Source organism: Burkholderia sp. BCC0405, from assembly GCF_902833075.1.
GTDB lineage: Bacteria > Pseudomonadota > Gammaproteobacteria > Burkholderiales > Burkholderiaceae > Burkholderia.
Map to the genome: position 1 here is coordinate 185,131 of NZ_CADFEO010000012.1, position 22,219 is coordinate 207,349.

Annotated in this window: 18 protein-coding genes; 5 read left to right on the forward strand and 13 right to left on the reverse strand. The window is 64.4% G+C overall.

Translation table 11 applies throughout. From position 1 onward, the window contains the following. Window positions 1-6 precede the first annotated feature (6 nt). The 4 genes from HWX36_RS21310 to HWX36_RS21325 form a co-directional block, all read right to left on the reverse strand. Window positions 7-1,482, reverse strand: a complete 1,476-nt coding sequence (locus HWX36_RS21310) for an AMP-binding protein (RefSeq protein WP_175954435.1) — start codon at window positions 1,480-1,482, stop codon at window positions 7-9. Further along, complete coding sequence (locus HWX36_RS21315; RefSeq protein ID WP_175954437.1) at window positions 1,479-2,408, reverse strand: TauD/TfdA family dioxygenase; 930 nt, start codon at window positions 2,406-2,408, stop codon at window positions 1,479-1,481. The genes HWX36_RS21310 and HWX36_RS21315 overlap by 4 nt, the downstream gene beginning before the upstream one ends. A gap of 208 nt (window positions 2,409-2,616) precedes the next feature. Continuing rightward, a complete protein-coding gene (locus tag HWX36_RS21320) occupies window positions 2,617-3,573 on the reverse strand; it encodes a LysR family transcriptional regulator (RefSeq protein WP_175954439.1) in 957 nt (318 codons plus the stop codon). A 90-nt stretch (window positions 3,574-3,663) separates the two neighbouring features. Next, on the reverse strand, window positions 3,664-4,200 hold the full coding sequence (locus HWX36_RS21325) for a MarR family transcriptional regulator (RefSeq protein ID WP_175954441.1): 537 nt from the start codon (window positions 4,198-4,200) through the stop codon (window positions 3,664-3,666). 108 nt (window positions 4,201-4,308) lie between these two features. Here HWX36_RS21325 and HWX36_RS21330 point away from each other — a divergent pair, with 108 nt between their 5' ends. Beyond that, entirely contained in the window at window positions 4,309-5,163 is an 855-nt protein-coding gene (locus HWX36_RS21330; protein WP_175954443.1) for an alpha/beta hydrolase, read from the forward strand. A gap of 330 nt (window positions 5,164-5,493) precedes the next feature. Here HWX36_RS21330 and HWX36_RS21335 read toward each other — a convergent pair whose 3' ends face one another. Beyond that, window positions 5,494-6,198 (reverse strand): SDR family oxidoreductase, encoded by a 705-nt coding sequence (locus HWX36_RS21335; RefSeq protein ID WP_175954445.1) that lies wholly within the window; start codon window positions 6,196-6,198, stop codon window positions 5,494-5,496. A 134-nt stretch (window positions 6,199-6,332) separates the two neighbouring features. On the opposite strand from HWX36_RS21335, the gene gcvA reads away from it, so the two are divergent. After that, the gene (gcvA, locus tag HWX36_RS21340) at window positions 6,333-7,226 is read left to right on the forward strand and encodes a transcriptional regulator GcvA (RefSeq protein ID WP_175954447.1); all 894 of its coding nucleotides are present in this window, start codon (window positions 6,333-6,335) and stop codon (window positions 7,224-7,226) included. A 16-nt stretch (window positions 7,227-7,242) separates the two neighbouring features. Here the strand turns inward: gcvA and HWX36_RS21345 are convergent, their stop codons facing one another. From HWX36_RS21345 to HWX36_RS21370, 6 genes are all read right to left on the reverse strand, one after another. Then, window positions 7,243-7,830, reverse strand: a complete 588-nt coding sequence (locus HWX36_RS21345; protein ID WP_175954449.1) for a pyridoxamine 5'-phosphate oxidase family protein — start codon at window positions 7,828-7,830, stop codon at window positions 7,243-7,245. Window positions 7,831-7,934: 104 nt separating this feature from the next. Further along, window positions 7,935-8,126, reverse strand: coding sequence for a hypothetical protein (locus HWX36_RS21350; protein WP_175954451.1), 192 nt, complete (start codon window positions 8,124-8,126; stop codon window positions 7,935-7,937). A 12-nt stretch (window positions 8,127-8,138) separates the two neighbouring features. After that, window positions 8,139-9,341: a PLP-dependent aminotransferase family protein gene (locus HWX36_RS21355; protein ID WP_175954453.1), complete on the reverse strand. Its 1,203-nt coding sequence runs from the start codon at window positions 9,339-9,341 to the stop codon at window positions 8,139-8,141. Window positions 9,342-9,654: 313 nt separating this feature from the next. Then, window positions 9,655-10,623 carry a hypothetical protein gene (locus HWX36_RS21360; RefSeq protein ID WP_175954455.1) on the reverse strand — a complete coding sequence of 323 codons (969 nt, stop codon included), beginning with the start codon at window positions 10,621-10,623 and terminating at the stop codon, window positions 9,655-9,657. 106 nt (window positions 10,624-10,729) lie between these two features. After that, window positions 10,730-12,370 carry a DUF2334 domain-containing protein gene (locus tag HWX36_RS21365; protein ID WP_175954457.1) on the reverse strand — a complete coding sequence of 547 codons (1,641 nt, stop codon included), beginning with the start codon at window positions 12,368-12,370 and terminating at the stop codon, window positions 10,730-10,732. 12 nt (window positions 12,371-12,382) lie between these two features. Continuing rightward, on the reverse strand, window positions 12,383-12,688 hold the full coding sequence (locus tag HWX36_RS21370; RefSeq protein WP_244136481.1) for a hypothetical protein: 306 nt from the start codon (window positions 12,686-12,688) through the stop codon (window positions 12,383-12,385). Between the two features lie 962 nt (window positions 12,689-13,650). On the opposite strand from HWX36_RS21370, the gene HWX36_RS21375 reads away from it, so the two are divergent. Next, on the forward strand, window positions 13,651-15,609 hold the full coding sequence (locus tag HWX36_RS21375) for a glycosyl transferase family protein (RefSeq protein ID WP_244136482.1): 1,959 nt from the start codon (window positions 13,651-13,653) through the stop codon (window positions 15,607-15,609). Further along, window positions 15,606-17,300 (forward strand): bacteriophage N4 adsorption protein A, encoded by a 1,695-nt coding sequence (locus HWX36_RS21380; protein ID WP_175954461.1) that lies wholly within the window; start codon window positions 15,606-15,608, stop codon window positions 17,298-17,300. The genes HWX36_RS21375 and HWX36_RS21380 overlap by 4 nt, the downstream gene beginning before the upstream one ends. Window positions 17,301-17,338: 38 nt before the next feature. Here the strand turns inward: HWX36_RS21380 and HWX36_RS21385 are convergent, their stop codons facing one another. Beyond that, window positions 17,339-18,241: a hypothetical protein gene (locus HWX36_RS21385; RefSeq protein WP_244136488.1), complete on the reverse strand. Its 903-nt coding sequence runs from the start codon at window positions 18,239-18,241 to the stop codon at window positions 17,339-17,341. A gap of 515 nt (window positions 18,242-18,756) precedes the next feature. Beyond that, window positions 18,757-21,057, reverse strand: coding sequence for an NADP-dependent malic enzyme (locus HWX36_RS21390; protein ID WP_175954464.1), 2,301 nt, complete (start codon window positions 21,055-21,057; stop codon window positions 18,757-18,759). A gap of 136 nt (window positions 21,058-21,193) precedes the next feature. On the opposite strand from HWX36_RS21390, the gene HWX36_RS21395 reads away from it, so the two are divergent. Next, window positions 21,194-22,165, forward strand: a complete 972-nt coding sequence (locus HWX36_RS21395; RefSeq protein ID WP_175954466.1) for a LysR substrate-binding domain-containing protein — start codon at window positions 21,194-21,196, stop codon at window positions 22,163-22,165. Window positions 22,166-22,219 lie beyond the last annotated feature (54 nt).

Below are 22,219 nucleotides of genomic sequence, written 5' to 3' on the forward strand. Positions count from 1 at the left end.
TCCCGGTCAGTACAGCGACGCCGCATGATCCCGCTCGATCAGCTGACGGCGCGGCCGCCCGGTGACCGTGTAGTAATCCTTGCGGAACCGTTCGATGTCCGTCACGACCCGGAAGCGCCGCACGCGCGCGAAATCCGCGAGCCGCGGTTCGAGCCGCGCCATCTCGTCGCGCACCGCCGCCTCGTCGTGCGCGGACAGCACGATCGCCGCCGGCTCTTCGCGCCCTTCGCCGAACACCACGATGTCGTCGATCAGCGCACTTTCCTTGTAGACCGTCTCCACCCACTCCGGCGAGATGTTGCGCGCCGTCGACAGGATGATCACGTGCTTCTTGCGACCGGTGATGTACAGGAAGCCGTCGACGATCTCGGCGATGTCGCCGGTGTGCAGGTAGCCGTCGGTGAGCTCGCACGACGTATCGTCCGAGTTGTAGTAGCCCGCGCAGAGCGTCGGGGTGCGCACGCGCAGCTCGCCGTCGACGATCACCGGCACGATCCCGTCGAGCAGCGTCCCGGCCGAGCCGATGCGGCGCTGCCCCGGGTAGTTCAGCGAGATGATCGAGCTGTTCTCGCTGAGCCCGTAGGCCTCGTAGACCTGGACGCCGCGCTTGTCCAGCGATTCGAGCACGGTGGCCGGAATCTTCGCGCCGCCCGTGATGATGTGCGGATTGCGGCGGCCGAACAGTTGCGTCGTGCCGGTCGACTCCAGCAATGCGTCGGCCTCCTCGAGCAGCTTCGGCGGCAGGTACAGGAAGTTCGGATCGACGCGGGCGATCAGGTCCAGGTAGTCGCGCGCATTGCCGCTGCGTGCGCCGTACTCGGCGTAGTTCGCGGGCATCAGCGTCAGCGAGCCGCCGGACAGCACCGGCAGGAACACGCCGAGCACCTGTTCGATCAGCAGGCTCATCGGCACGATCGACAGGTAGTCGAGCGGGCCGGCCGGCACACGCTTGAGCACATTCGTCACGAGCAGGCCGACGGCCTCGTCGCGGATCTTCACGCCCTTCGGCTTCGACGTCGTACCGGACGTATGGATGATCCCGCAGATGCCCGGCTCGATCCGCTCGCCGGTGGCTGCGCCCGCCGCCGGCCACGCACCGCGCTCGCTCGCGGCGTCGATGCATGCGATGCCGGGCAGGATCGCGCCGATCCGCGCGGCCGTGTGCGCGTCCTGCGTGAAGATCGCGGTTGCCTTGTGCAGCAGGCTGCCGATCTGCTCGTCGGAGAATTCGATCGGCACCGGCAGCAGCACGGCCTTCACGCGGAAGATCGCGAGCATCGTCGCCACCCACGTGTAGCTGGAGCGGGCGGCGATCCCGAATACGAGGCCGCTGCAATCGCCATAGACGTCCTGCAGCGTCGCCGCGATGCGCGCGACGTCCGCGCGCAGTTCGTCCAGCGAGTATTCGCGGCCTTCCATCTCGCGCACGACCACGCGGTTCGGCGCTTCGGCGAAATGACGTTCGATGAGTGCGCTGATCATGCAATGGCTCCCTTGCGATAGCTTTGCGCACCGAAGATGCGGCGCCCCGTGTCCGCGAGACGGCGGCGGCCGTGCATCACGCGGCTGTTGTCGATCACGACGATGTCGCCCTTGTTCCAGAACAGGTCGTACGTATAACGGGCGGTCACGTCCTTGATTTCGTCCCACACCTCGAAATCGATGTCGGTGCCGTCGGCCCACGTGATCAGCGGCGGCTCATAGTTCACGCTCGGCCCGAGGAGCGAGTTGCAGAACGCACGGCGGCCGGAGAAGCAGCTGGTGATGATCGCATCGGTCACACGCTCGGACGACACGAGAAACGGGTCGAGACGGCGATAGCGCTGGCCCTGAACGCGCTGGTTGACGACCTCGAGATGCGAGTCGTTCACTTCGTGCGCCGGCACCTGCAGTTCGACGCTCAGGAAGCGTTGTACGTTCGGCCAGGGAATGCGGCGCGAATACTTGATCTGGCGTTGCTCGAACAGGCGACGCACGGCCGGCGTCAGTTCGTGCAGCACGCGCTGCCCGTCGCAGATCGTCGTCTCGGAGCCGACGCGAGCCGGCTCGAGGCAGTAGAACCATTGCAGGTCGGGCGTGAACGGCAGGTTGCCGTTCTCACGGTGCAGGCCCATTTCGAGCTCGCCGGCATCGATTTCCGCGGTGTTTTCCGTCGAGGTCTTGCGTGCCGGATCGAACGTGACGCGCGCCGAATGCTGGCTGACGAAGTGATTGAAATCGTCGAGCGTATCCGCGAAATTGCGATAGATCACGACACCCGAATGGGCGAGCTGCTCGTACAGCCCGTCGGTATCGACAAGGTCGATCGCCTTTTGACCGGGCTCGAGGCTCTCGATCAACTCGAAGCCGAAACGCGGCAACGGTTTGTGCTGAACCTGCGCAGTGACTACGTCAACAACATCCATCATGGTTGCCTCTCAGTGTGGTTAGTTTTGCGTTCGAAGCACTGCTTCGTCGAACACTGACCAATCTACCGACACGGCCGGGCACACCGTTTTAAAAATTAAATGGTGGATGTAAATTTTGTTTAGGGTCTTGCAAGGAAGCCCGGCTTTGCTTCCCCGCCGGCAATAAACCGGACGGCGGCGATCGCCGGCCGGCGCGGGCACGTTGCGGCTACGCGCGCGGCAATTCCCCCGGCTCGAGCGCGTTGGCGCTCGCGAGATCCTTGAACAGGGTGCGCATGGTGCGGATGTCGGGGTTCTTTTCCATCGGCGTCGACCAGATCACGTCGAGCGTAAAGGTCGGGAAACCCAGCGGCACTTCGCAGATCTGCACCGTCGCCGGAATCGACAGGTACGGGATCAGGCGCCGCGGCAACGTCAGGGCAACCGGCAGCCGCGCGACGATGTTCAGGCAGGCCTGATACGTGTTGGCGCGCGCGACGATACTGCGCGAGCGGCCGAGCTTTTCGAGCCAGCCGTCGATCATGTTGCGCTCGGAGACCCACGGCGTCGGGAACACGTGGTCCATGTCGCAGAATTCGTCGAGCGAGACGCGCGTCGACTGCGCGAGCTTGCGCGACGCGGTCAGGCACACGAAGGTGTCGGAAAGAACCGATTCCCATTGCAGGTCGGGATGCAGCCGGTGATAGCCAGGGCCGAAGCCGATCGCGAAATCGATTTCTCCGGCCAGCAACCGTTCCACCGGCAATTCGCGGCCGAGGCGGTCGACGATCAGCGAGGTTTCGCGGCCACGCTTCATGAACGACTCGAGCACACCCGGCAGCAGCAGCAGCTCGAAGTACTCCGGCGCACAGACGCGCATCACGCGGCGTGCCGCCGCGACCACCTGGTCGTCATCCATGTCGGCGCAGTGGTTCACCGCATCGATCACGTTGCGCAGATACGGCTCGATAGCCTCGGCCTTGGGCGTCGCGACGAGGCTGCCGTGATCGACATCGAAGAGCACGTCGTGAAAGCAATTGCGCAACCGCTTCAGGCAATAGCTGACGGTGGGCTGGCTGATGCTCATGACCTCGGCGGTGCGGCGCGCGCTTTTGTGTTCGTACAGGCACAGAAACACCATCACGTCTTGTAAGTCGAGCTGGCGCAATACGTTACTGTTGAGCACGATTTTCCTCGTTGTTGTTGTCATTGGACTTTTCCCGGTTCCCCTCGACGCCCCGGCGATACTCCGGCGATCGTCGATCGCCCTTTTCCGTCACGCCTGGCCAGCCTCGTCCTGTGGCAGCGCCTCTCCCGGCAACGCGAGCAGCGCCTGCTTCAAGAGCGCCGCAAGCAGGGTACGGTCATCGGCATCGAGTCCGCCGAGCACCAGATTCTGCGTATCCACGTGCACATGCACGGCCCGGTCGATCAGTTCGAGGCCCGCTGGCGTCAACCGCACGGCCAGGCCTCGGCCATCCTGCGGATTCGGGACACGCTCGACGAGGTCAGCCTGCTCCAGGCGCATCAATCGGTTCGTGATCGCTCCGGACGTGATCATGAGCGAGCGGTAGAGTTGCGTCGGCGACAGCTCGTAAGGCTTGCCGGCCCGTCGAAGCGTCGCCAGCACGTCGAATTCGCCTTCCTTGAATCCAAACGGCGAAAGCGCCTCCGTACGCGCTTTCTCGCAGTGCTTCGCCAGCCGCGCGAGCCGGCCAAAGATTTCCATCGACGCGACGTCGAGCTCGGGGCGTTCGTGGCGCCATTGAGCCACAACCCGATCGACATGATCCTCCTTGGCCCACGCCATCATGAATGTCCTCGCATTTGAAGGGGCTCTCGTCGAGCGCTTGTCATCAATATATCTCAATATTAAGATAATCGCGAGAGCGCATGTTGGGCGCGACAACGGAGCAGACCCATGACAAAACTATCATTCGGAGACCACGATCTCTACTACGCGGATGTCGGCAGCGGTACGCCCATTTTGTTGCTTCACGATTTAGGCAGTTGCGGGCGCGCGTGGGCGCGCCAGATGTCGTTCCTGCGTCAGGCGGGTTTTCGAGTGATCGTGCCGGACCTTCCCGGCCACGGCGTGTCGTCCTCTCCGGATCGCATGCTCGATATCCAAGCATTCGCCAGCAGCCTGGAATGTCTGCTGGATCATCTCGGGCTGGAAAGCGCGAACCTGGTTGGCCTGTCGCTCGGTGGCGCCATTGCGCTGTCGATGGCAATCGACGCCCCGTCACGGGTTGGCAAGCTGGTGATCTGCAACGGATTCTCGAACCTGGTGGCCGACGATGTCGCGCGCCGGTTCGAGCTCTGGAAGGCAGGGTTCCAGCGCGGCGACGGCGCGACTCGCTGGTTCGAGGAAATGTGGCCGTTAATGGTGAGCGCCGAGTTTGCTCAAACGGAAGATGGAGAGATCGCCTATCAGATCGGCCATGCCCATGCGGCAGGCGCGGATTCGGCTTTCCTGGCGCGCCTTTGCGAGGGCATCGCGAACTACGACGTGCGCCGACGCTTGAATCTCGTCCGCAGCGAGACACTGGTCCTGCAAAGCGACGACGACGGCGTTCACCCGGCGATCGAGGGCCAGCGGCTTGCCGCCATGATCCCGGGCGCACGATTCAGTGCGCTGCCGGGAAGCGGGCATCATCCGAATCTCGACTGCGCCAGGACATTCAACTGGACGCTCTTGCGCTTTCTGTCGGATCACAACGAGCTGGATGCAGCCCATGTCGCCCCCCATTCGGAGTATTGCCGGGGCACGTAACCCCGGTGGCGACTTCGCTCCACCCGTCACGTCACTGGATGCGATTCACACGTCCGGCTGGCAACCCGCTACGAACGGGCCGGGATTGCTTGATCGGCGCGTTGCCGCGCCGAGCGCCCAGCGTCCTGCGACACCGCATCGTCGATATTCGTCGGCGACGGTCTCGCGGCCCGGCCGGCGCGGCGCGTCGCGGCAATCCGGCGTGCCCTCGTCACGCGGCGTCGCCCGGTTGGAATGGCCCGATGGATCGCGGATTTATCCGGTTCGTACGCGTTTTCAGCTGCCGCGCGGCGAGCGGCCCGCCTCCGCGGCAGCCCGCCGGTGCGGCGCTCAGAGCGCCTTGACGATCGCGCCGTCGACGCGAATGTTCTGCCCGGTGATGTAGCCCGCGCCGTCCGACAGCAGGAACGCGACCGTCTTCGCGATCTCGCCGGTCTTGCCGAAGCGGCCGGCCGGAATGCGTGCGACGATCTCCGGCGTTTCCGGCCAGCTGTCGATGAAGCCCGGCAGCACCGCGTTCATCCGGATGTTCTCGGCCGCATAGCGTTCCGCGTAAAGACGCGTCCACGCGCTCAGCGCCGCGCGCAATGCCGACGAAACGGGCATCGGCTGCTCGGGCGCGTCCGCCGCGAAGCTCGAGATGTTGACCACAGCGCCGCCGCCCTGCTTCTGGAAGATCGGCGTCACGCGGCGCATCACGCGCACCACGTTCAGCAGGATCAGGTCGAGCCCCGCGTGCCAGTTGTCGTCGGTGATCGCCAGCAGGTCGCCCTTCGGCGGATGCCCGGTGTTGTTCACGACCGCATCGATGCGGCCGTAGCGCGCGACCGTTTCCTGCACGAGCCGGTCGATGTCGCCTTCCTCCGTCACCGAGCCCTGGAGGCCGAACCCGCCCAGCTCCTCGCCGAGCGCCACCGCACTGCCGGACGGCGACATCAGCGCGACGCGATAGCCCGTCGCCGCCAGTTCGCGCGCGATCGCCGCTCCCATGCCCTGGCCTGCCGCCGTGATCAACGCTACTTTTTCTACAGTCACGATTTGCTCCTCGTTCGCATCCTGCCGCCGCGCAACCGCCATTCGGTGCGCCATGGTGGTAATGTAGGCGCATCCAACATGACTGTCGAACCAGTATTTCTGCCTTCAGCCGATAGTTTTTCTACAGCCTGACGATGCCGCCCCGCCCCTCCCGCCTGCCGCCGCTGAATGCGCTTCGCGCGTTCGAAGTGTCCGCGCGGCACCTCAATTTCCGCGCCGCCGCCGACGAGATCGGCGTCACGCAGGGCGCCGTCGCGCAGCAGGTGCGCCACCTCGAGGACGTGCTCGGCCTGAAGCTGTTCGAACGCCTGCCGCGCGGCCTCGCACTGACGCATGACGGCGCCGCGTACTTCTCCGATGTGCAGCGCGCGCTGCATGCGATCGCCGACGCGACCGACAAGCTCGTGAAGCGGCGCGCCGCGCTGACCATCAGCACGACGCCGTCGTTCGCGTCGAAATGGCTGATCCCGCGGCTCGCGCAGTTCACCGATGCGCATCCCGACTACGACGTGCGCGTGATCGCCGACCCGCAGATCGCGACGTTCCGCCACGACGGTGTCGATCTCGCGATCCGCTACGGCAAGCCGCCGTTCGGCAAGCATCTCGCCACGCATGCGCTGTTCCCGCTCGACGTGTGCGCGGTGTGCAGCCCCGCGCTGCTGGCCGCGCCCGCATCGCCGCGCGCGCTCGCCGGCCACGTGCTGCTGCACGACGCGCACGACCTGTGGCCCGAGTTCCTCGCCGCGATGCCCGAGCCCGTCGACGTCGATCCGCACAAGGGGTTGCGCTTCAACCAGACGTCGCTCGCGATCGATGCGGCCGTCGCCGGCCAGGGCATCGCGCTCGCCACCGATCCGCTGGTCGAGCGCGACATCGCCGCGGGCAGGCTGTGCAAGCCGTTCGATTTCGCGTTTCCGCTGTCGGTGGGGTTCTATCTCGTGTATCCGGCCGAGCGGCGCGACGACGACGCGATCGTCATGATGCGCGAGTGGATGGCCGCGCAGGTGGTGTCGGGCGGACGCCCTTGAGCGACATTCGGCAGCGTCAGGGCGCGATCCAGCGGCCTTCGTAGCCGCCTTCGCGCAGGTCGAACACCGCACGGCGATGGCCGGCGCGCGCGAGTTCGAGCCAGTCGATGCGCGTCACGGTCACGTGAAGCAGGCAGAAGTTGTCGTAGCCGTCACCGGTCGAGGCGGCGCTGTCGGCATGCGCGGCTTCAGGCGACTCGACCGGCATGCCCGGCGGCAACGGTGCGCGATACAGCAGCAGCGTATGCGGACGGCTCGATTGCCAGACCGCGCGCCGTTGCGCTTCGTCGCCGCAGATCGATGCAATACCTTCCACTCGAATCTGCACGAGCGCATCGAGATCGTTGGCGACGAGCGCGATACGCGGATCGCGTCGCAGTTCGGCGACCTTCTCCGAACGCGCGTCGGTATGAAACGACAGCACACGGTCGGCGCGGCTCACCTGACGCAACACGATCGTGCGCACCTTCGGCGCGCCGTCGACGCCGAGCGTCGCGGCCTGCAGCATCGTGAACGGCGAGCGTGGCGCGCTCACGCCGGATTCGAGGCAGGACCACAGGCGCTCGTACGTTTGCGCGAGCGATTCGGTAGCGGAGGCGGGCATGACGGGGCGGCGATCGTGCGGGTTGCGATCGCGCAAGCTTAACCGCTTGCGGCGGCAACGGCACGCGGGCGGCTCGGGCGGCGCGCGCGCCGTCGCTGTGCGGCTCAGTTGTAGCCGAGTACGACCGGCGCCGCGTCGCCGAGGTCGGCCGCCGGCTCCGCGCCGAAGCGGCCGAGCACGTCGGCCACATACTGCGGCCCTGCGCCGATCTGCGACGACCGGTGCGCGACCGGCCGGTTATCGCCCGCGCCCGGCGCTGCACCCATCGATACGGTGTCGTTGACGGTGATGGTCATGCTGCTGTCTCCTCACGCGGCGAGCGCCGCACCATGCGCGCGCACGAGGCGCGCCACGCCCTCCCGGATCGCGTCGACATCCGGCGCGGCAAACGACAGGCGCAGCGAGGCCGCGTCGACGTTGTCCGCGAAGAACGCCTTGCCCGGCACGAACACGATCTTGTTCGCGATCGCCTGTTGCAGCAGCACGTCCGACGACGACACCGCGCCGATCCGCGCCCACACGAACATCCCGCCTTCGGGGCGGTGGAATTCGATCGCCTCGCCAAGGCCGTCGCGCAACGCATCGCACATCGCATCGCATTTGCGCCGGTAGGCGGCCGTGATGCGCGGCAGATGGCGTTCGAGCGCGCCGTCGGCCAGATATTCGGCGGCGGCCGCCTGTGTCCACGGCGTGCTGCACAGATCGACCGTCTGCTTCGCGATCACGCAGCGCCGCGCGATCTCGGCCGGCGCGATCGTCCAGCCCACGCGCAGCCCTGGCGCGACGATCTTCGACAGGCTCGCGAAATGCACGATCCAGTCGCGCGCGCCATCCACTTCATCGGCGAGCGCGAGCATCGACGGCACGGCTTCACCCGCGAAACGCAGGTCGCCGTACGGATCGTCCTCGACGATCAGGAAGCGGTATTGCACGGCGAGACGCAGCAGCTTCAGCCGGCGCTCGCGTGTGAGCGTCGCGCCCGTCGGGTTCGCGAAGGTCGGCACCGTATAGAGCAGCTTCGGCTGCGCAATCGCGCCGGACGCAAGCCGTTCGCCGAGACGATCGACGTCGAGGCCCGCGCCGTCGACCGGAATCGTCACGATGCGCGCCTGCTGCAGACGCATCGCCTGCAGCGTCGCCGGATAGGCCGGCTGCTCGGTCAGCACGACGTCGCCGGGCGACACCATCACGCGCAGCAGCAGGTCGAGGCCCTGCTGCGAACCGGTCGTGACGAGCAGTTCGGCCGGCGTGCACGCCGCGCCGCGGCGCCCCATCAGCGCGATCAGTTGCTGCTTCAGTTCGGCGAGCCCGTCGGTCGGGCCGTATTGCAGACAGCGCACGGGCTGCGCGTACGCACGCTCGGCGGCTGCGTTCAGGCCGTCGACGTCGAACAGGTCGCTGGCCGGATAGCCGCCCGCGAAGGAGATCATGCCCGGCTCGGACAGGTACTTGAACAGTTCGCGGATCGGCGAGCCGGCGGGATTCTGGAACGAGGGGGTGAACGCGTACATGTCGTCGTGAGCTGGATGGCGCGGACGGCCGGGATAGCCGCCGAAGACCGGCCGCCGCGGTGCTTCTGGCGCCGCGGCGGTGCAATCGAGTCACGATTGTCGAGAGTCATTAAGGCCGCGGCAAACGATATCTATGCATTAGGTCTTGCGGTTTGGTCATCACACGGGGCGTGGACGGGAGCGGCGCAACGCCCCGTCATTCGGCGCGGCGATACCGGGTTCCGGGCGTGTGCTGCCGCGGGAAGGCCAATCCCGGCGATTGTTTCGCCAAGCGCGCACCCTGCCCGCCCTCGCTTGCCGGGACCGAGCCGGATCAGTGCGGCGTTCCGGAAGGCGCGGCCGTCGGCGGCTTGGGCTTCCACGTCGAGAGCGCGCGCGTGAGGTCGTCCGACACATAGTGCGGACCATCGAACAGATAGACCGGATAGCCGCGATACGCCGTCAGTTGCTTGCCCAACTCGTCGGCGCTGGCCGAACGGAACCCGCCGCGCTCGGCGGGCCGGAACGCCTCGGCGATGACCCGCACGCGCTGCTTGCCCAGCCTTGCAGCCAGCTCGTCGAGGTAGCTTCGCGCGACATACGGTTCGCGGGCATAGACGCCGCAGCCATCCTGGAAGAACACGCCGACGTCCGCGGGCAGCCACGCGGCGAGCCACTCCGCGAGCGCCTTTCCGCCGATATTGGTCTGGTCGTACACGCTCACCCAGAGCGGGCGCGGCAGCCGTTGCAGGATCGCGGCGAGCTTCGGCGCGTCCTGCCAGGTCGGATCGATCTCGGCCGGAAAGTAGTAGCCCGTGACATGCAGCGGGATCGATGCGCGCGCCACTTCCAGCGACTGGTCGGCCAGCGTCGACAGATGCGTGCGCGCCCGTTTTTCGTCCTGGTAGCCGGCGAGCCCCAGGATCACGTTCCGGGCCCACGGCTCACGACCGATACGTTCCCAGTCGGGAAGGTGCGCAGCGGGCTGGATGCGGGTGTTGGGGATGTACGCGGTATCGTCGACGACCGCCCATTGAACCAGCAGATCGTGTATGCCGAGTATCTGCCAGTTGCCGACGGGATTCGTCGTCGCGTTGTCCACCTGCCAGACAATGCCGTCCGCGTGCACGTCGTGCGCGGTCCAGCTGCAGGCGGCCACGACGAACGATGCGCCGATCGCCGCGAGCGTCGCCGCACGAGGCGACCGCGGCGCGGCAACGAACGGGCCGGGCCGCACGGCGAATCGAAACCGGCCCATGCGCTGTCGAATCCTGCGCCAGGCCGGGATCGCATACGTGGTCATCGCTGGCTCCCCGGAAGCATGCCTGCGCGTCATCGTAGCCGATCGAATGCAACCGTGCGACCCGCGTTGCCAATGCGGGTCGCACGGGGTTGTCGCTACGTCGGCTTCACTTGGCCGTCGTGCCGTCCACCCACTTGTAGCCCAGATTCGTGATACCGGTAATGAGACTCTGGAAGTCCTGATACGCCGGCAATCCGAGATCGGGTTCGAGCCAGTACGGATGGAAGAAGAACGACGCGAAGCCGTCCCGCACCGCCAGGCCATACTGGGCATTCGTCACGATCTGCTGCCACGTGTACGTGACGCACGAGAACGGGTCGATATTGCAGATGTTGTATTGCACGCTGCCCAGGTTCTCCGGAACGATCCGCTGCCCGTAGTAATCGGAGTTGATGATGTACGGGAAAAACTGCCCGGCCGAGAAGTCCTGGTTGGCGGCGCCCGTTCCGAGTTGCGGATCGGTCGCCGTGTAGTACACGGCCCGCTGGAACGTGGTCGGGAACGTCAGGGCTGTCGCCGACGAGGCGGACGGCGACATCTGGTACTGCGGCGCGGCAAAGCCGACGACCTTGTAGCCGTTGGTCTTGAACTCCGCCAGGCCATCGGCCATTCTGCCCTCCGCCCACGGGATGGAGTCCTCATCAACTGGCCGGTTCTGCACGGCGAACCAGAACTCGTAGTCGCTCCCGCTCACTGCATTCTGCAGGTTCGGCGTCGAATCGTACTGGTGCGTATAGCCGTGCATCACGATCGAACCGCCGTGCGCGATCGCGTAGTTCAACGCCGTCTTCAGACCGGTGGCCTGCGCCAGATGGATCGTTTCCGGCACGCCGCCGTTGTAGTAGCCGTTCGGATCCGTATACAGCGGGATGGTGGCCATCGTGAACGGGATCTTCTTCGAGTACAGGTAATTCGTCAGCTGCTGCATCGAAGTCGTCGTCGTATAGGCGTCGAGGTCCTCCAGACGGACGAGCGCACGGTGATTCACCGCTGCATTGGTATTCAGGATGTCGTGCAGGATGTCGCAAATCACCAGATAGCGATCCGTCGGTCCGATATAGGAAAACGGCATGTCCGCGAAGTACCAGAAGTTGCCCGAGCGCACGACGTAGGGCGTGGTTGCCCCGCTCTGGCTGTTCTTGATGGTGACGAGCGCCTGCGCCTTGGTGGTGTTGATCTGGGTCAGGCCGACATCCGGATCCGCGCTGATGACGCCGGTCGACGCGTTATACGAGTAGTACTTGACCATCGACAGGTTCTTGTACGTGACCGTGTCGTAGAAGCCGGGATTCGGATTGCTCGCCGAAGGCGTCGCGTTCATCCCGGCGAGGCCCAGGAAGCTGAACCCGAAGGTCTGGTTGAACGTGTAGGCCGTGTTCCATGCCAGCTGCCACAGGTTGTACTTGAACCAGACCACAGTCTTCGTGGTGGTCATCACGTCGCTCATGAACGCCGTCGGAATCGGGTTGTTGTAGTAGTCGCCGATATAGAACGTCGCGTCGTGGCTCCCGACCATGCCGGACGTGTAGTTCTGGATCGGCACCATGTCGATCGTCGTATTGAAGTGACCCAGCAGATTCCTCAGCATGATGCTGTACATCAGCCCCAGCTTCGAATAAGGATCGTTGGCCGGATTGTCGTAAAGGATGAGCGTATGGGCAGTGGTCGCCTGCGCGTGCGCAGTGCCCGGCAATGTCATTTGCGCGAGTCCGGCAAGCAGGGCGATGACGAGCAAGATCTTTTTCATGGCCGTTTCTCCCTAGTCACGTTCCACGTTGCCGTTGAGTTTCTTGACCGAATTCCGGCTGAACTTCGGGCGCCCCGTTTCCTTGTATGCCAATTCCCAATCCTCGTCGGACATGCCGGCTTTCAGTTTGACGTTTGCCGATCCATTCGGCAGTGGAGGCGGCTTGACCTTGACGGCCGGCGCATTGGCGGTCTGCTGTGCATGCGCGCCCTGAACACCGACGGTGAAGACGAGCGCAGCGATCAGTGCGACAAGTGATCCTGCAGCGCTCAACCCGTATCTGAATGATTGGCCACGATGAGAAACCATGATTTTCATCCTTTGATATGCAAAATAAATCCATCTCGCTCATGAAGCGAGCACGGTCAATCGCCATCCGGAATCGGGGCGCCATGTCGTGAAATTCTGCGGCGCAATTGAAACCAGACAAATAAATCCGGGAGGAGATGGTTTGACTTTCAAGCTAGAACCGTACCATCCGTCGCAAATGGGCATAGGGCAAGGGAAGAAAATCGACGCATCGACGCAGCACAAAAATGCGTCGATAAAACGTTTCAGGCGTGCAACGTGGCGGCGTCACGAATCAAATCGGACAAACGCGCGAAGCCTGTTCGTACGATTCGGGGAAAACCATTCGATCGCCGCGCTTCGCAGCGCGCGACGCGACACGCCTCACAGGTCGCATGCACGCGCAATGACGATTCGGGTGTCGGCGTTCCGCTTCGACGCCAACCGATCCGGACGGTCAGCGCCTAAATCGCATGACGATCTCCCGGGGGCGGCTGCCGTGGTCCGCCAGTGGGTCCGAAAACGACGTGTCATCCAGTCGATCGGCCGCATGTTTCAGCACTGAAACATTTCGCTCGGATTCGGTGGACCGGTCCGGCGCCGCTTCGCGCGCCGCCCGCAGGCTCAAGGGTCACGGTGCGATGGCGCACGACTTGCTTCACGATCCGTGTGCTGCGAAGTCGGTGCGCGGGGGTACCGCGCGCGTGCCGGGTGGAGCGCGGCTGCAAGCGTTGACGCATGCAGGGACGGCGGCAGGAAAGCGGTAAACGGGCGGTCAAAAAGTCATCCACTGAACCCGTTGCATCGCGCACGATGCAACGGGTTCACATCGGGAAAACTCGCATGCCGACAGGGTTTTTCCAGTTGACAGGAATTCGCATGGCGCAAGCCGCGGAGTGGACGTGACGGGGGCGACGAGGACGGGGAAAGTTTCGTCTTGCGTCGGTACGAGGAGGAATCATCCAGTACAAGATAAAAGTGCGGAATAAATGATGGATAACATGATTTGGAATGCGTATTTATATGCACTCAACCTTGTCGCCATTGTCACCGCAATCGTCATCCTGGTGAGCACACTGGATGACCTCACGCTGGACGCCTGTTACTGGTCCTTTGAAATCCGTCGCCTCCTGCGCCGCGAAAAATCGCAAACGGTTGATATCGGCATGCTGCGCGCGCTGGAAGAGCGGCATCTGGCGCTGATGGTGCCGGCGTGGAAGGAATACGACGTCATCGCCAAGATGATCGAAAACACGTTGGCGACGCTCGAGTACGAGCGATACGTGATATTCGTCGGCACTTATCACAACGATGCCGAGACCACCGCCGAGGTCGAACGGATGGTCCGCCGGTATCCGGGCAGGGTCACGCGCGCGACCGTCATGAACGATGGGCCGACCTGCAAGGCGGACTGCCTGAACTGGATCATCGAAACCATCCTGCGCTACGAATCGGTCCATCACATTCAATTCGCGGGCGTCGTCATGCACGACTGCGAGGATGTCATTCATCCGGTCGAACTCAAGTACCTCAACCACGCGATTGCGGATAGCGACCTGGTTCAGCTTCCCGTGCTGTCGTTGCCGCGGAAATGGAACGAGTTCGTCGCCGGATGCTACCTGGACGACTTCAGCGAAACGCACCAGAAGGATGTGCCGGTGCGCGCCCGGCTGACCGGCATCGTCCCGGGCGCAGGCGTGGCATCGTGCTACAGCAGGCGCTCGATCGAAGCGGCGATGAAGGAGCGCAACGGCGCGCCGTTCAACACCAGCTCGCTGACCGAGGACTATGACTTCAGCTTTCGGTTAAGAGACCTGGGGATGAAGGAAACCTTCGCGTGCATTCCACTGACGGGGATCGTTCGCGATGCGGCGGACAAGCGCGTACAGGGTGGCGCCGTCAATCGAAACCTGCTGGCCACGCGCGAGTATTTTCCGAAAACGTTTCGCACCGCGTACCGTCAGCGCACGCGCTGGATCCTCGGCATTGCCTTTCAGGGCTGGGAGCAGCTCGGCTGGAAAGGCAATCTGCTGATGCGATACATGTTCTTCCACGATCGCAAGGGCATCGTGACCTCGCTGTTTTCGGTCGTTGCCTATGGCGTGCTGATCAACTTCCTGCTGCTTGGCGCGCTTCATCGATCCGGCCATGTCATCCCGCCTGGCGCCTCGTTCGTCATGGCGACCCACTGGGTCATGCCGCTGCTGTGGATCAACACCGCGATGCTGTTTGCGCGCGCCGGGCAGCGCTTCCATTTCGTCAGCAAGCTGAACGGGCCGACCCAGGGGCTGCTCTCGATACCGCGGATGTTCGTCAACAACCTGATCAACTTCTACGCGGTTTGCCGTGCGTGGCGCATCTATATCCGCCACCTCGCGACCGGCAAGCCCATCGCCTGGGACAAGACCAGTCATACCTACCTGTCCAACGAAGCACTCGGGAAGGCGCGCCTGAAAGTCGGCGAGATCCTGGTCGGCTGGGGCGTGGTCACACTGGAGCAATTGCAGGCGAGCCTCGAGAAACAACTGACTTGCGGCAAGCGGCTCGGTGAACTGCTGGTCGAAGGCTGCGCGATATCCGCCGAATCGCTGGCGGATGCGATCGCCGAGCAGGCCGAGCTGCCCCGGGTGAGCCTCGGCAACGTCGCGGTGGGCCACTTCGCGGATTCACTGGCATTCGAACTGCAGTACGCGTACCGCGCCATCCCGTTTTCGACGGCGGACGACGGCACGTTGAACGTCGCGGTCGGACGGCCGCTCACCCAGGACGAACAGGATGTGGTGCGGCGCGGCGCCCGATCGAACGTGGCCTACTTCATCGCGTGCGATGCGGAGATTACCGCCGAACTCTCGCGGCATTCGCGATTCGTCGAACTCGCACGCACACGCGACGGCGATCCGGCGGCGCAGCACGGCGCTCCCGTCAAAAAACCGTCGGGAGAACAGGCATGAAGCATTCGAGACTTCCGATCGCGGCCGGCCTCAAGCGCTGCGCACGGCTGAGCGCACTGGCGATCGCCGTGTCGCTGGCCTGGCAGGCGCCGGCATCCGCCGCCCAGCAACTGACACCCAAGGCCTACAAGCTCGCCGACAGCGCCTACAAGGCGATCAACGCCGGCGACCTGCCCCTCGCTGAAGTGTATGCATCGCGCGCCATCAAGATTCAGCCCGGCAGCGAACAGCTCGGGCTACTGCTCGTCGACGTATACAGACGGGAAGGAAAAGTCGACGAAGCGGACGACATGGTCGAGTCGCTGATCGTTCGTTTTCCGAAGAGTGGAGCGGTACGCGCGCAGCATGGCTACCTGGCGCAGCGCCAGATGCGCTACGACGTTGCCTGCAGCGATTTCGCGGCCGCCGTCGCGACCGGGAAATGGAGCAAGGATCAGCAGCGCAACCTGCGTCTCGCCTGGTCGGACAGCGCGCTCGCGGCGAAGCGTCCGCATGAAGCCGGCATTGCACTGGCGCCGCTGGCCGACGAAAAATCGGCCGTGATCCAGTTGCGCATCGCGCAGATGAGCCTGCAGGCAGGCGACCGCGACACCGCCATCCGCATGGCCGAGCTGGCGGCCAGCGACGCGACGAACGACGGCGAGCGCAACATGGCCGCGTCGGTCGCGGCGCAGGCGCGGCAGGAAGATCAGGCCGCCGAGGCGCCGGTGGACAACACCGCGCAACAGAAATTGCAGGAGGCCTACGACCTCCTGCGCGACCACAAGGATCGCGAGGCGCTCGATGCATTCAACGAGGGATTTTCCGGCGGCGCCGGCAATGCGATGAACTACGCGGACGCGGGCTACGCCGCCAAGCGGATCGGGCTGAACCAGGAATCCATCGACCTGTTCGAGCACAGCCTCGATGCCGACGAAAACGAACACACCTTCGATGCGCAGCACAAGTTCGGCTATCGGCGCGAAGTCGAGCAGCTTCAGCGCACCTGGGGGTTCGTGCTGAGCGCGCCGTACCAGTCGGCCGCGTTCGGGCCGCAAGGCACCATCAGCGTGTTGCAGCCGGGTGTCGAAGTGTATTGGCAGCCGCCGAAGATCGGCTATCAGAACGGCCGCATCTTCCAGTTCTTCGTGCGCGGCTACGGCACGGCCTACGACGGCACGGGCAACGTGACCGGCATGCCGACCGTGCAGGGTTCGGTGGGCGCGCGCTACAAGCCGCTGCCCGACCAGAACGTCGTGCTGACCGCCGAGCGGCTGTTCCACGTCGGCAGCCTGTCGACGACGGACTGGCTGATGCGCCTGGGTTATTCGTCGGAAGGCGGAACCGACCTGAGGGTGACCGAACCGAGCTGGCGCAGCTGGCAGGCGTACATCGAGGGCGCTTACTTCATCAGCGCGGGTCGATACATCATTTATTCGGAGTTGCGTTACGGGCACACCTGGCGGTTGCCGATGATCAGCGATCGGCTGACCGTCTACCCGCACGCCGCGGTGGCCGGCGATCACGACAATCGAGAGCCGGACAAGACGGCGATCGGTGTCGGGCCCGGCATCCAGTTGCGGTACTGGTTTCGCGAGGGCCGATATAGCGCGCCGGCAAGCTATCTGGATGTCACGGTGCAATACCGGTTCGGGTTGACGTCAGCGGCACGCGCACGTGGTCTCGTGGTACGCGCGACATTGTGGTTCTGACTGCGACGCTGACGCTTGCTTTTGGATGACGCGACTGCTTAGCTCGGCGACTTGAGCGTGATGATCGTTTGACGCAACAACTGGAAGTACGGGCTCGTCGAATACGGGACCATTTCCTCGGCGTAGTACCACCAGAAGAACCCGCCGATGAAGCGCGGATCGGCCATGCTGTTGACCATCGGGTAGTACGTCTTGATCAGGTTCTGCTGCACCGACGCCGGCGCGGAGGTATCCGAGGTGCCGATTTCGCCGAAGCCGACCTTCGCGTTCGGGAAGATGCTTTCCAGCGCCGAGAAATCGTTCTTCCACGTCGGATTCAGCCCCGGGCAATCCTGGTACGGGTAGTAGCTGAACAGTGCGTAGTCGGCTTGCTGGCGGACCGTCGAGGACAGGAAGGTGGTCGGCCACGTCTTCCAGTAATCCTGCGGCTTCTCCCAGCAGTTGTTGCCCTTGCTGTCGTCGTTGTAGTACAGCGTGATGGCCGTCTTGCCACCGTTCGATTTGACGATCGTGTTGGCCGCCGCAACCATCTGGCCGATCTGCTGCTCTTCCGAGTTGACCACGGTGTTCGAGCCGTCCGGGTCGTTACGCAGCCATTCGCCGTTGATTTCGTTCGCGATCTCCCAGACGTCGACCGTGTTCTTCAACTGCGACACCAGTTCCTGCGTGCGTGCCTGATACGTGGCGAGCGTCGTCGGGAAATAGTAAGAATCGTAGATTTCGCCCATCACGTACGCGACTGCGTGCAGGCGCAGCAGCGGCGCGTAGTAGTCGGCGGCCGACGTACCCGGATCGAACACGACACGCACGGTGGGCTTGTACGGCAGGTTCTGCAGCGACGCGACAATCGCGTCCAGCTTGCTCAGGTCGTCGAGGGTCACGCCGTAGACGGGATTCTTCAGAGGTTCGACCTGGGCTTCAGCGGGCCGGGATAAAGGCAGGAGCCCGGCATAAGCAACGCATGCGGCGATGGCCGTGCGCGAGAGTTTTTTCGTCAGTCTTTTCAAAACAATTCCCGTCCAAAAGTAAGAAGAAGCGCGATTTTAGACGAAAATAAAAGCTAATTATCGGATGATATCGGAAGTGGCGAGCCCTAAAAAAATGGTTAGGATCGGTATCAAACGTGGCTGCGACACGGTGTCGCGCCGAGGCAGTTGTTACGTGATGCTGATTAAATGCACTACAGCATTGGTGCAGGGAACGGGTGCGAGGAACGGGTGCGGGCGAGGCGGCGGATGCGCGTCAGGGTAAAGCCGATGTCCGGTTGGCTGCACGCAAACGATTGCCGACGTCCGAGGCCGGTCCCGACCGACCTCGGCGTGCATGCGCGGCGCCACGCCACGAACCACCGGCGGCACCCATTCACCAGGCGACCGGATAGCGGAACCCCACCACAACCGGGATTCCGCTACGCGGCGCCTTGCGGAATTGCCGCCGCCCCGCCTCCGTGACCCGCTCAGGCGGACGCGTTGCGATTCGCCTCGATCACCGTCAACGCCGCCATGTTCACGATCCGCCGCACCGTCGAGCTCGACGTGAGAATGTTCACCGGCGCGTTGACGCCCAGCAGGAACGGCCCCACCGCCACGTTGCTGCCCGCCTCGGTCTTGAGCAGGTTGTACGCGATGTTCCCCGCATCCACGTTCGGGCAAACGAGCAGGTTGGCAGCACCCTTCAGCGGCGACATCGGCAGCAGCTTCGACCGCAAGCCCTCGTCGAGCGCGCAGTCGCCATGCATTTCGCCGTCCGCCTCGATATCCGGCGCCTGCTCGCGGACGATCTCCAGCGCCCGGCGCATCTTCACGCCCGAAGCCGCACTCCCCGACCCGAAGTTCGACCGCGACAGCAACGCCGCCTTCGGCGTCAGATTCAGCCATTCCATCTGACGCGCCGCGGCAATCGTGAATTCCGCGATCTGCTCCGCGTCCGGGTTGTCGTTGACGTGCGTATCCACCAGCGCGACCGTCCGCTGGTCGAGCAACAGGATGTTCATCGCCGCATAGGTCGACGCCCCCGGCTTCTTCCCGATCACTTCGTCGACGAACCGCAGGTGGTTGTGATACTCGCCCACCGTCCCGCAGATCATCCCGTCCGCATCGCCGAGCCGCACCATCATCGCGCCGATCAGCGTCAGGCGGCGCCGCATCTCGACCCGCGCCATTTCCTTCGAGATGCCGTCCCGGCACCGCAGCTCCCAATACGTCGTCCAGTACTGCGGGAACCGCTCGTCGTATTCGGGATTGGTCACTTCGACATCCTGACCGAGCCGGATCCGCAGGCCGAAACGCTCGATGCGCGCCAGCAGCACCTCCGGGCGCCCGACCAGGATCGGCCGCGCCAGCTTCTCGTCGACGATCACCTGCACCGCGCGGAGCACGCGCTCGTCCTCGCCTTCGGTAAAGACGATCCGCGCCTTGCCGCCGTCGCGCACCAGCCGGCGCGCCGTCGCGAACAACGGCTTCATGAACGCGCCGGAATGGTAGACGAACTGCTGCAGTTGCTCGACGTACGCGTCGAGATCGGTCAGCGGGCGCTTCGCCACGCCGCCTTCCATCGCCGCCTTGGCCACGGCCGGCGCGATCCGGACGATCAGGCGCGGGTCGAACGGCTTCGGAATCAGGTATTGCGCGCCGAACGCCACGTCGTACGCACCATAGGCCGCCGCAACGACTTCGTTCTGCTCTTCCTCGGCCAGCCCCGCGATCGCGTGAACCGCGGCGATCTCCATTTCACGGGTGATCGTCGTCGCGCCCACGTCCAGCGCGCCGCGGAAGATGTACGGGAAGCAGAGGACGTTGTTGACCTGGTTCGGGTAGTCCGAGCGGCCCGTCGCGATCACGACGTCGTCGCGTGTCGCATGCGCCAGTTCCGGGAAAATCTCTGGGGTGGGATTGGCCAGCGCGAGAATCAGCGGGCGCGGCGCCATCGCCTTCAGCATGTCGGCGGTCAGGATGCCGCCGACCGACAGGCCCAGGAACACGTCCGCGCCGCCGATGATTTCGGCCAGCTTGCGCGCATCGGTTTCCTGCGCAAAGCGCGACTTGGCCGGGTCCATCAGCGTGGTGCGGCCGCGATAGACGACGCCTTCGATGTCGGTCACCCAGATGTTTTCAACCGGCAGCCCGAGGTCGACCAGCAGGTCCAGGCAGGCCAGCGCGGCGGCGCCGGCCCCCGACGTCACGACCTTCACTTCCGAAATCGACTTCCCGACGACCTTCAGCCCGTTGATGAACGCGGCGGAGACGGTGATGGCGGTACCGTGCTGATCGTCATGGAAGACGGGAATCTTCATGCGTTCGCGCAGCTTCTGCTCGACCGTGAAGCACTCGGGCGCCTTGATGTCCTCGAGGTTGATGCCGCCGAAGGTCGGCTCGAGACCGGCGATGATGTCGACCAGCTTGTCCGGATCGGTTTCGTTGATCTCGATGTCGAAGACGTCGATCCCCGCGAACTTCTTGAACAACACAGCCTTGCCTTCCATCACCGGCTTGGACGCGAGCGGGCCGATATTGCCCAGGCCCAGCACGGCCGTGCCGTTCGTGATCACGCCCACCAGATTGCCGCGGCTCGTGAAACGGTGCGCCTGCAGCGGATCGGCGGCGATGGCCTCGCACACGCCCGCCACGCCCGGCGTGTAGGCCAGCGCGAGATCGCGCTGGGTCACGAGCGGTTTGCTGGCGACGACCGAGATCTTTCCCGGGGTCGGAAATTCGTGATAGTCGAACGCTGCCTGCTGCTGTGTCTCAGTCTGTTTCATGTTTTTCGATCCGGGCACGGGCGCCAGGCCAGTCCCGGCGCGATCCATGAAGGGGATTCTAGGGATCCGCCATAAGGTGATGATTCTGTTTTAATATCGGTCCATCACTTTTTCATGATGAATACGTGACCAGTCAATGACTTTTGACGCAAACGACGTGGTCAGGCGGCTGGGCGCCCGCTTGAAGATGCGGCACCTGGTGCTGTTGCTGCAGATCCAGCAGCACGGGTCGCTGACGCGCGTCGCGGAGCACATGGCCAGCAGCCAGCCGGCCGTGACGAATGCGCTGTCCGAGCTGGAGAGCATGTTCGGCACGCCGCTGTTCGAACGCTCGTCGCGCGGCATGCGGCCCACCGCGCTCGGCGCGGTCGTGCTCGAGCGGGCGAAGGCGATGATCAAGGATCTCGACCACCTCGCTCGCGAAATGGAGGCTGTCGCCGCCGGGCATGCGGCCCACCTGCACATCGGCGTGATTCCGTTCATTTCCGGGCACATGCTGTCGGCGGCGCTCAAGCGGCTGCAAGCGCGCATGGAGCGGCGCCTGACCGTGACGATTCACGAAGGCACCAGCGATCAGCTGCTGCTTCAGCTCAGGGATCACGGCGTCGACATCGTGATCGGGCGGGCATCGTCGGCGATCGACCTGGGCCAGGTCTCCTTCGAAGTGCTGTACCAGCAGCAGCCGCGCATGATCGCGAGCCGGCGTCTTGCCGCGAAACTGGCCCGCACCGCGCTCGACTGGCACAAGCTGCACGCGCTCGACTGGATTCTCGGCGCACCGCATACGCCGATGCGGGAACAGGTCACCGACCTGTTTCTGTCGGCCGGCATCGCGCCGCCCGTTCCGATCGTCGAAAGTTATTCCTCCAAGCTGATCGGCGAAATGATCGCGTCGAGCGACGAGGCCGTCTCGATCGTGCCCGCCGATATCGCGGAAGAACTGGTGCGGATCGCCGGCGTGGCGATCGTCCCGTACTCGCTGGTGTGGACGCTTCCACCTATCGCGCTGTTTACCCGCGCCGCCGATTCGCGCTCGCCTGCGCGGGATCTCCTCGTCGAGGCGCTGCGCGAGGTGTGCAGGGAGACTTACGGTGAAGCGCAGCGGTAGCGGTTCACGCACCGCCCGTGTTGAACGGCCCGCCGGGTCCGCCGAAAACGGTCA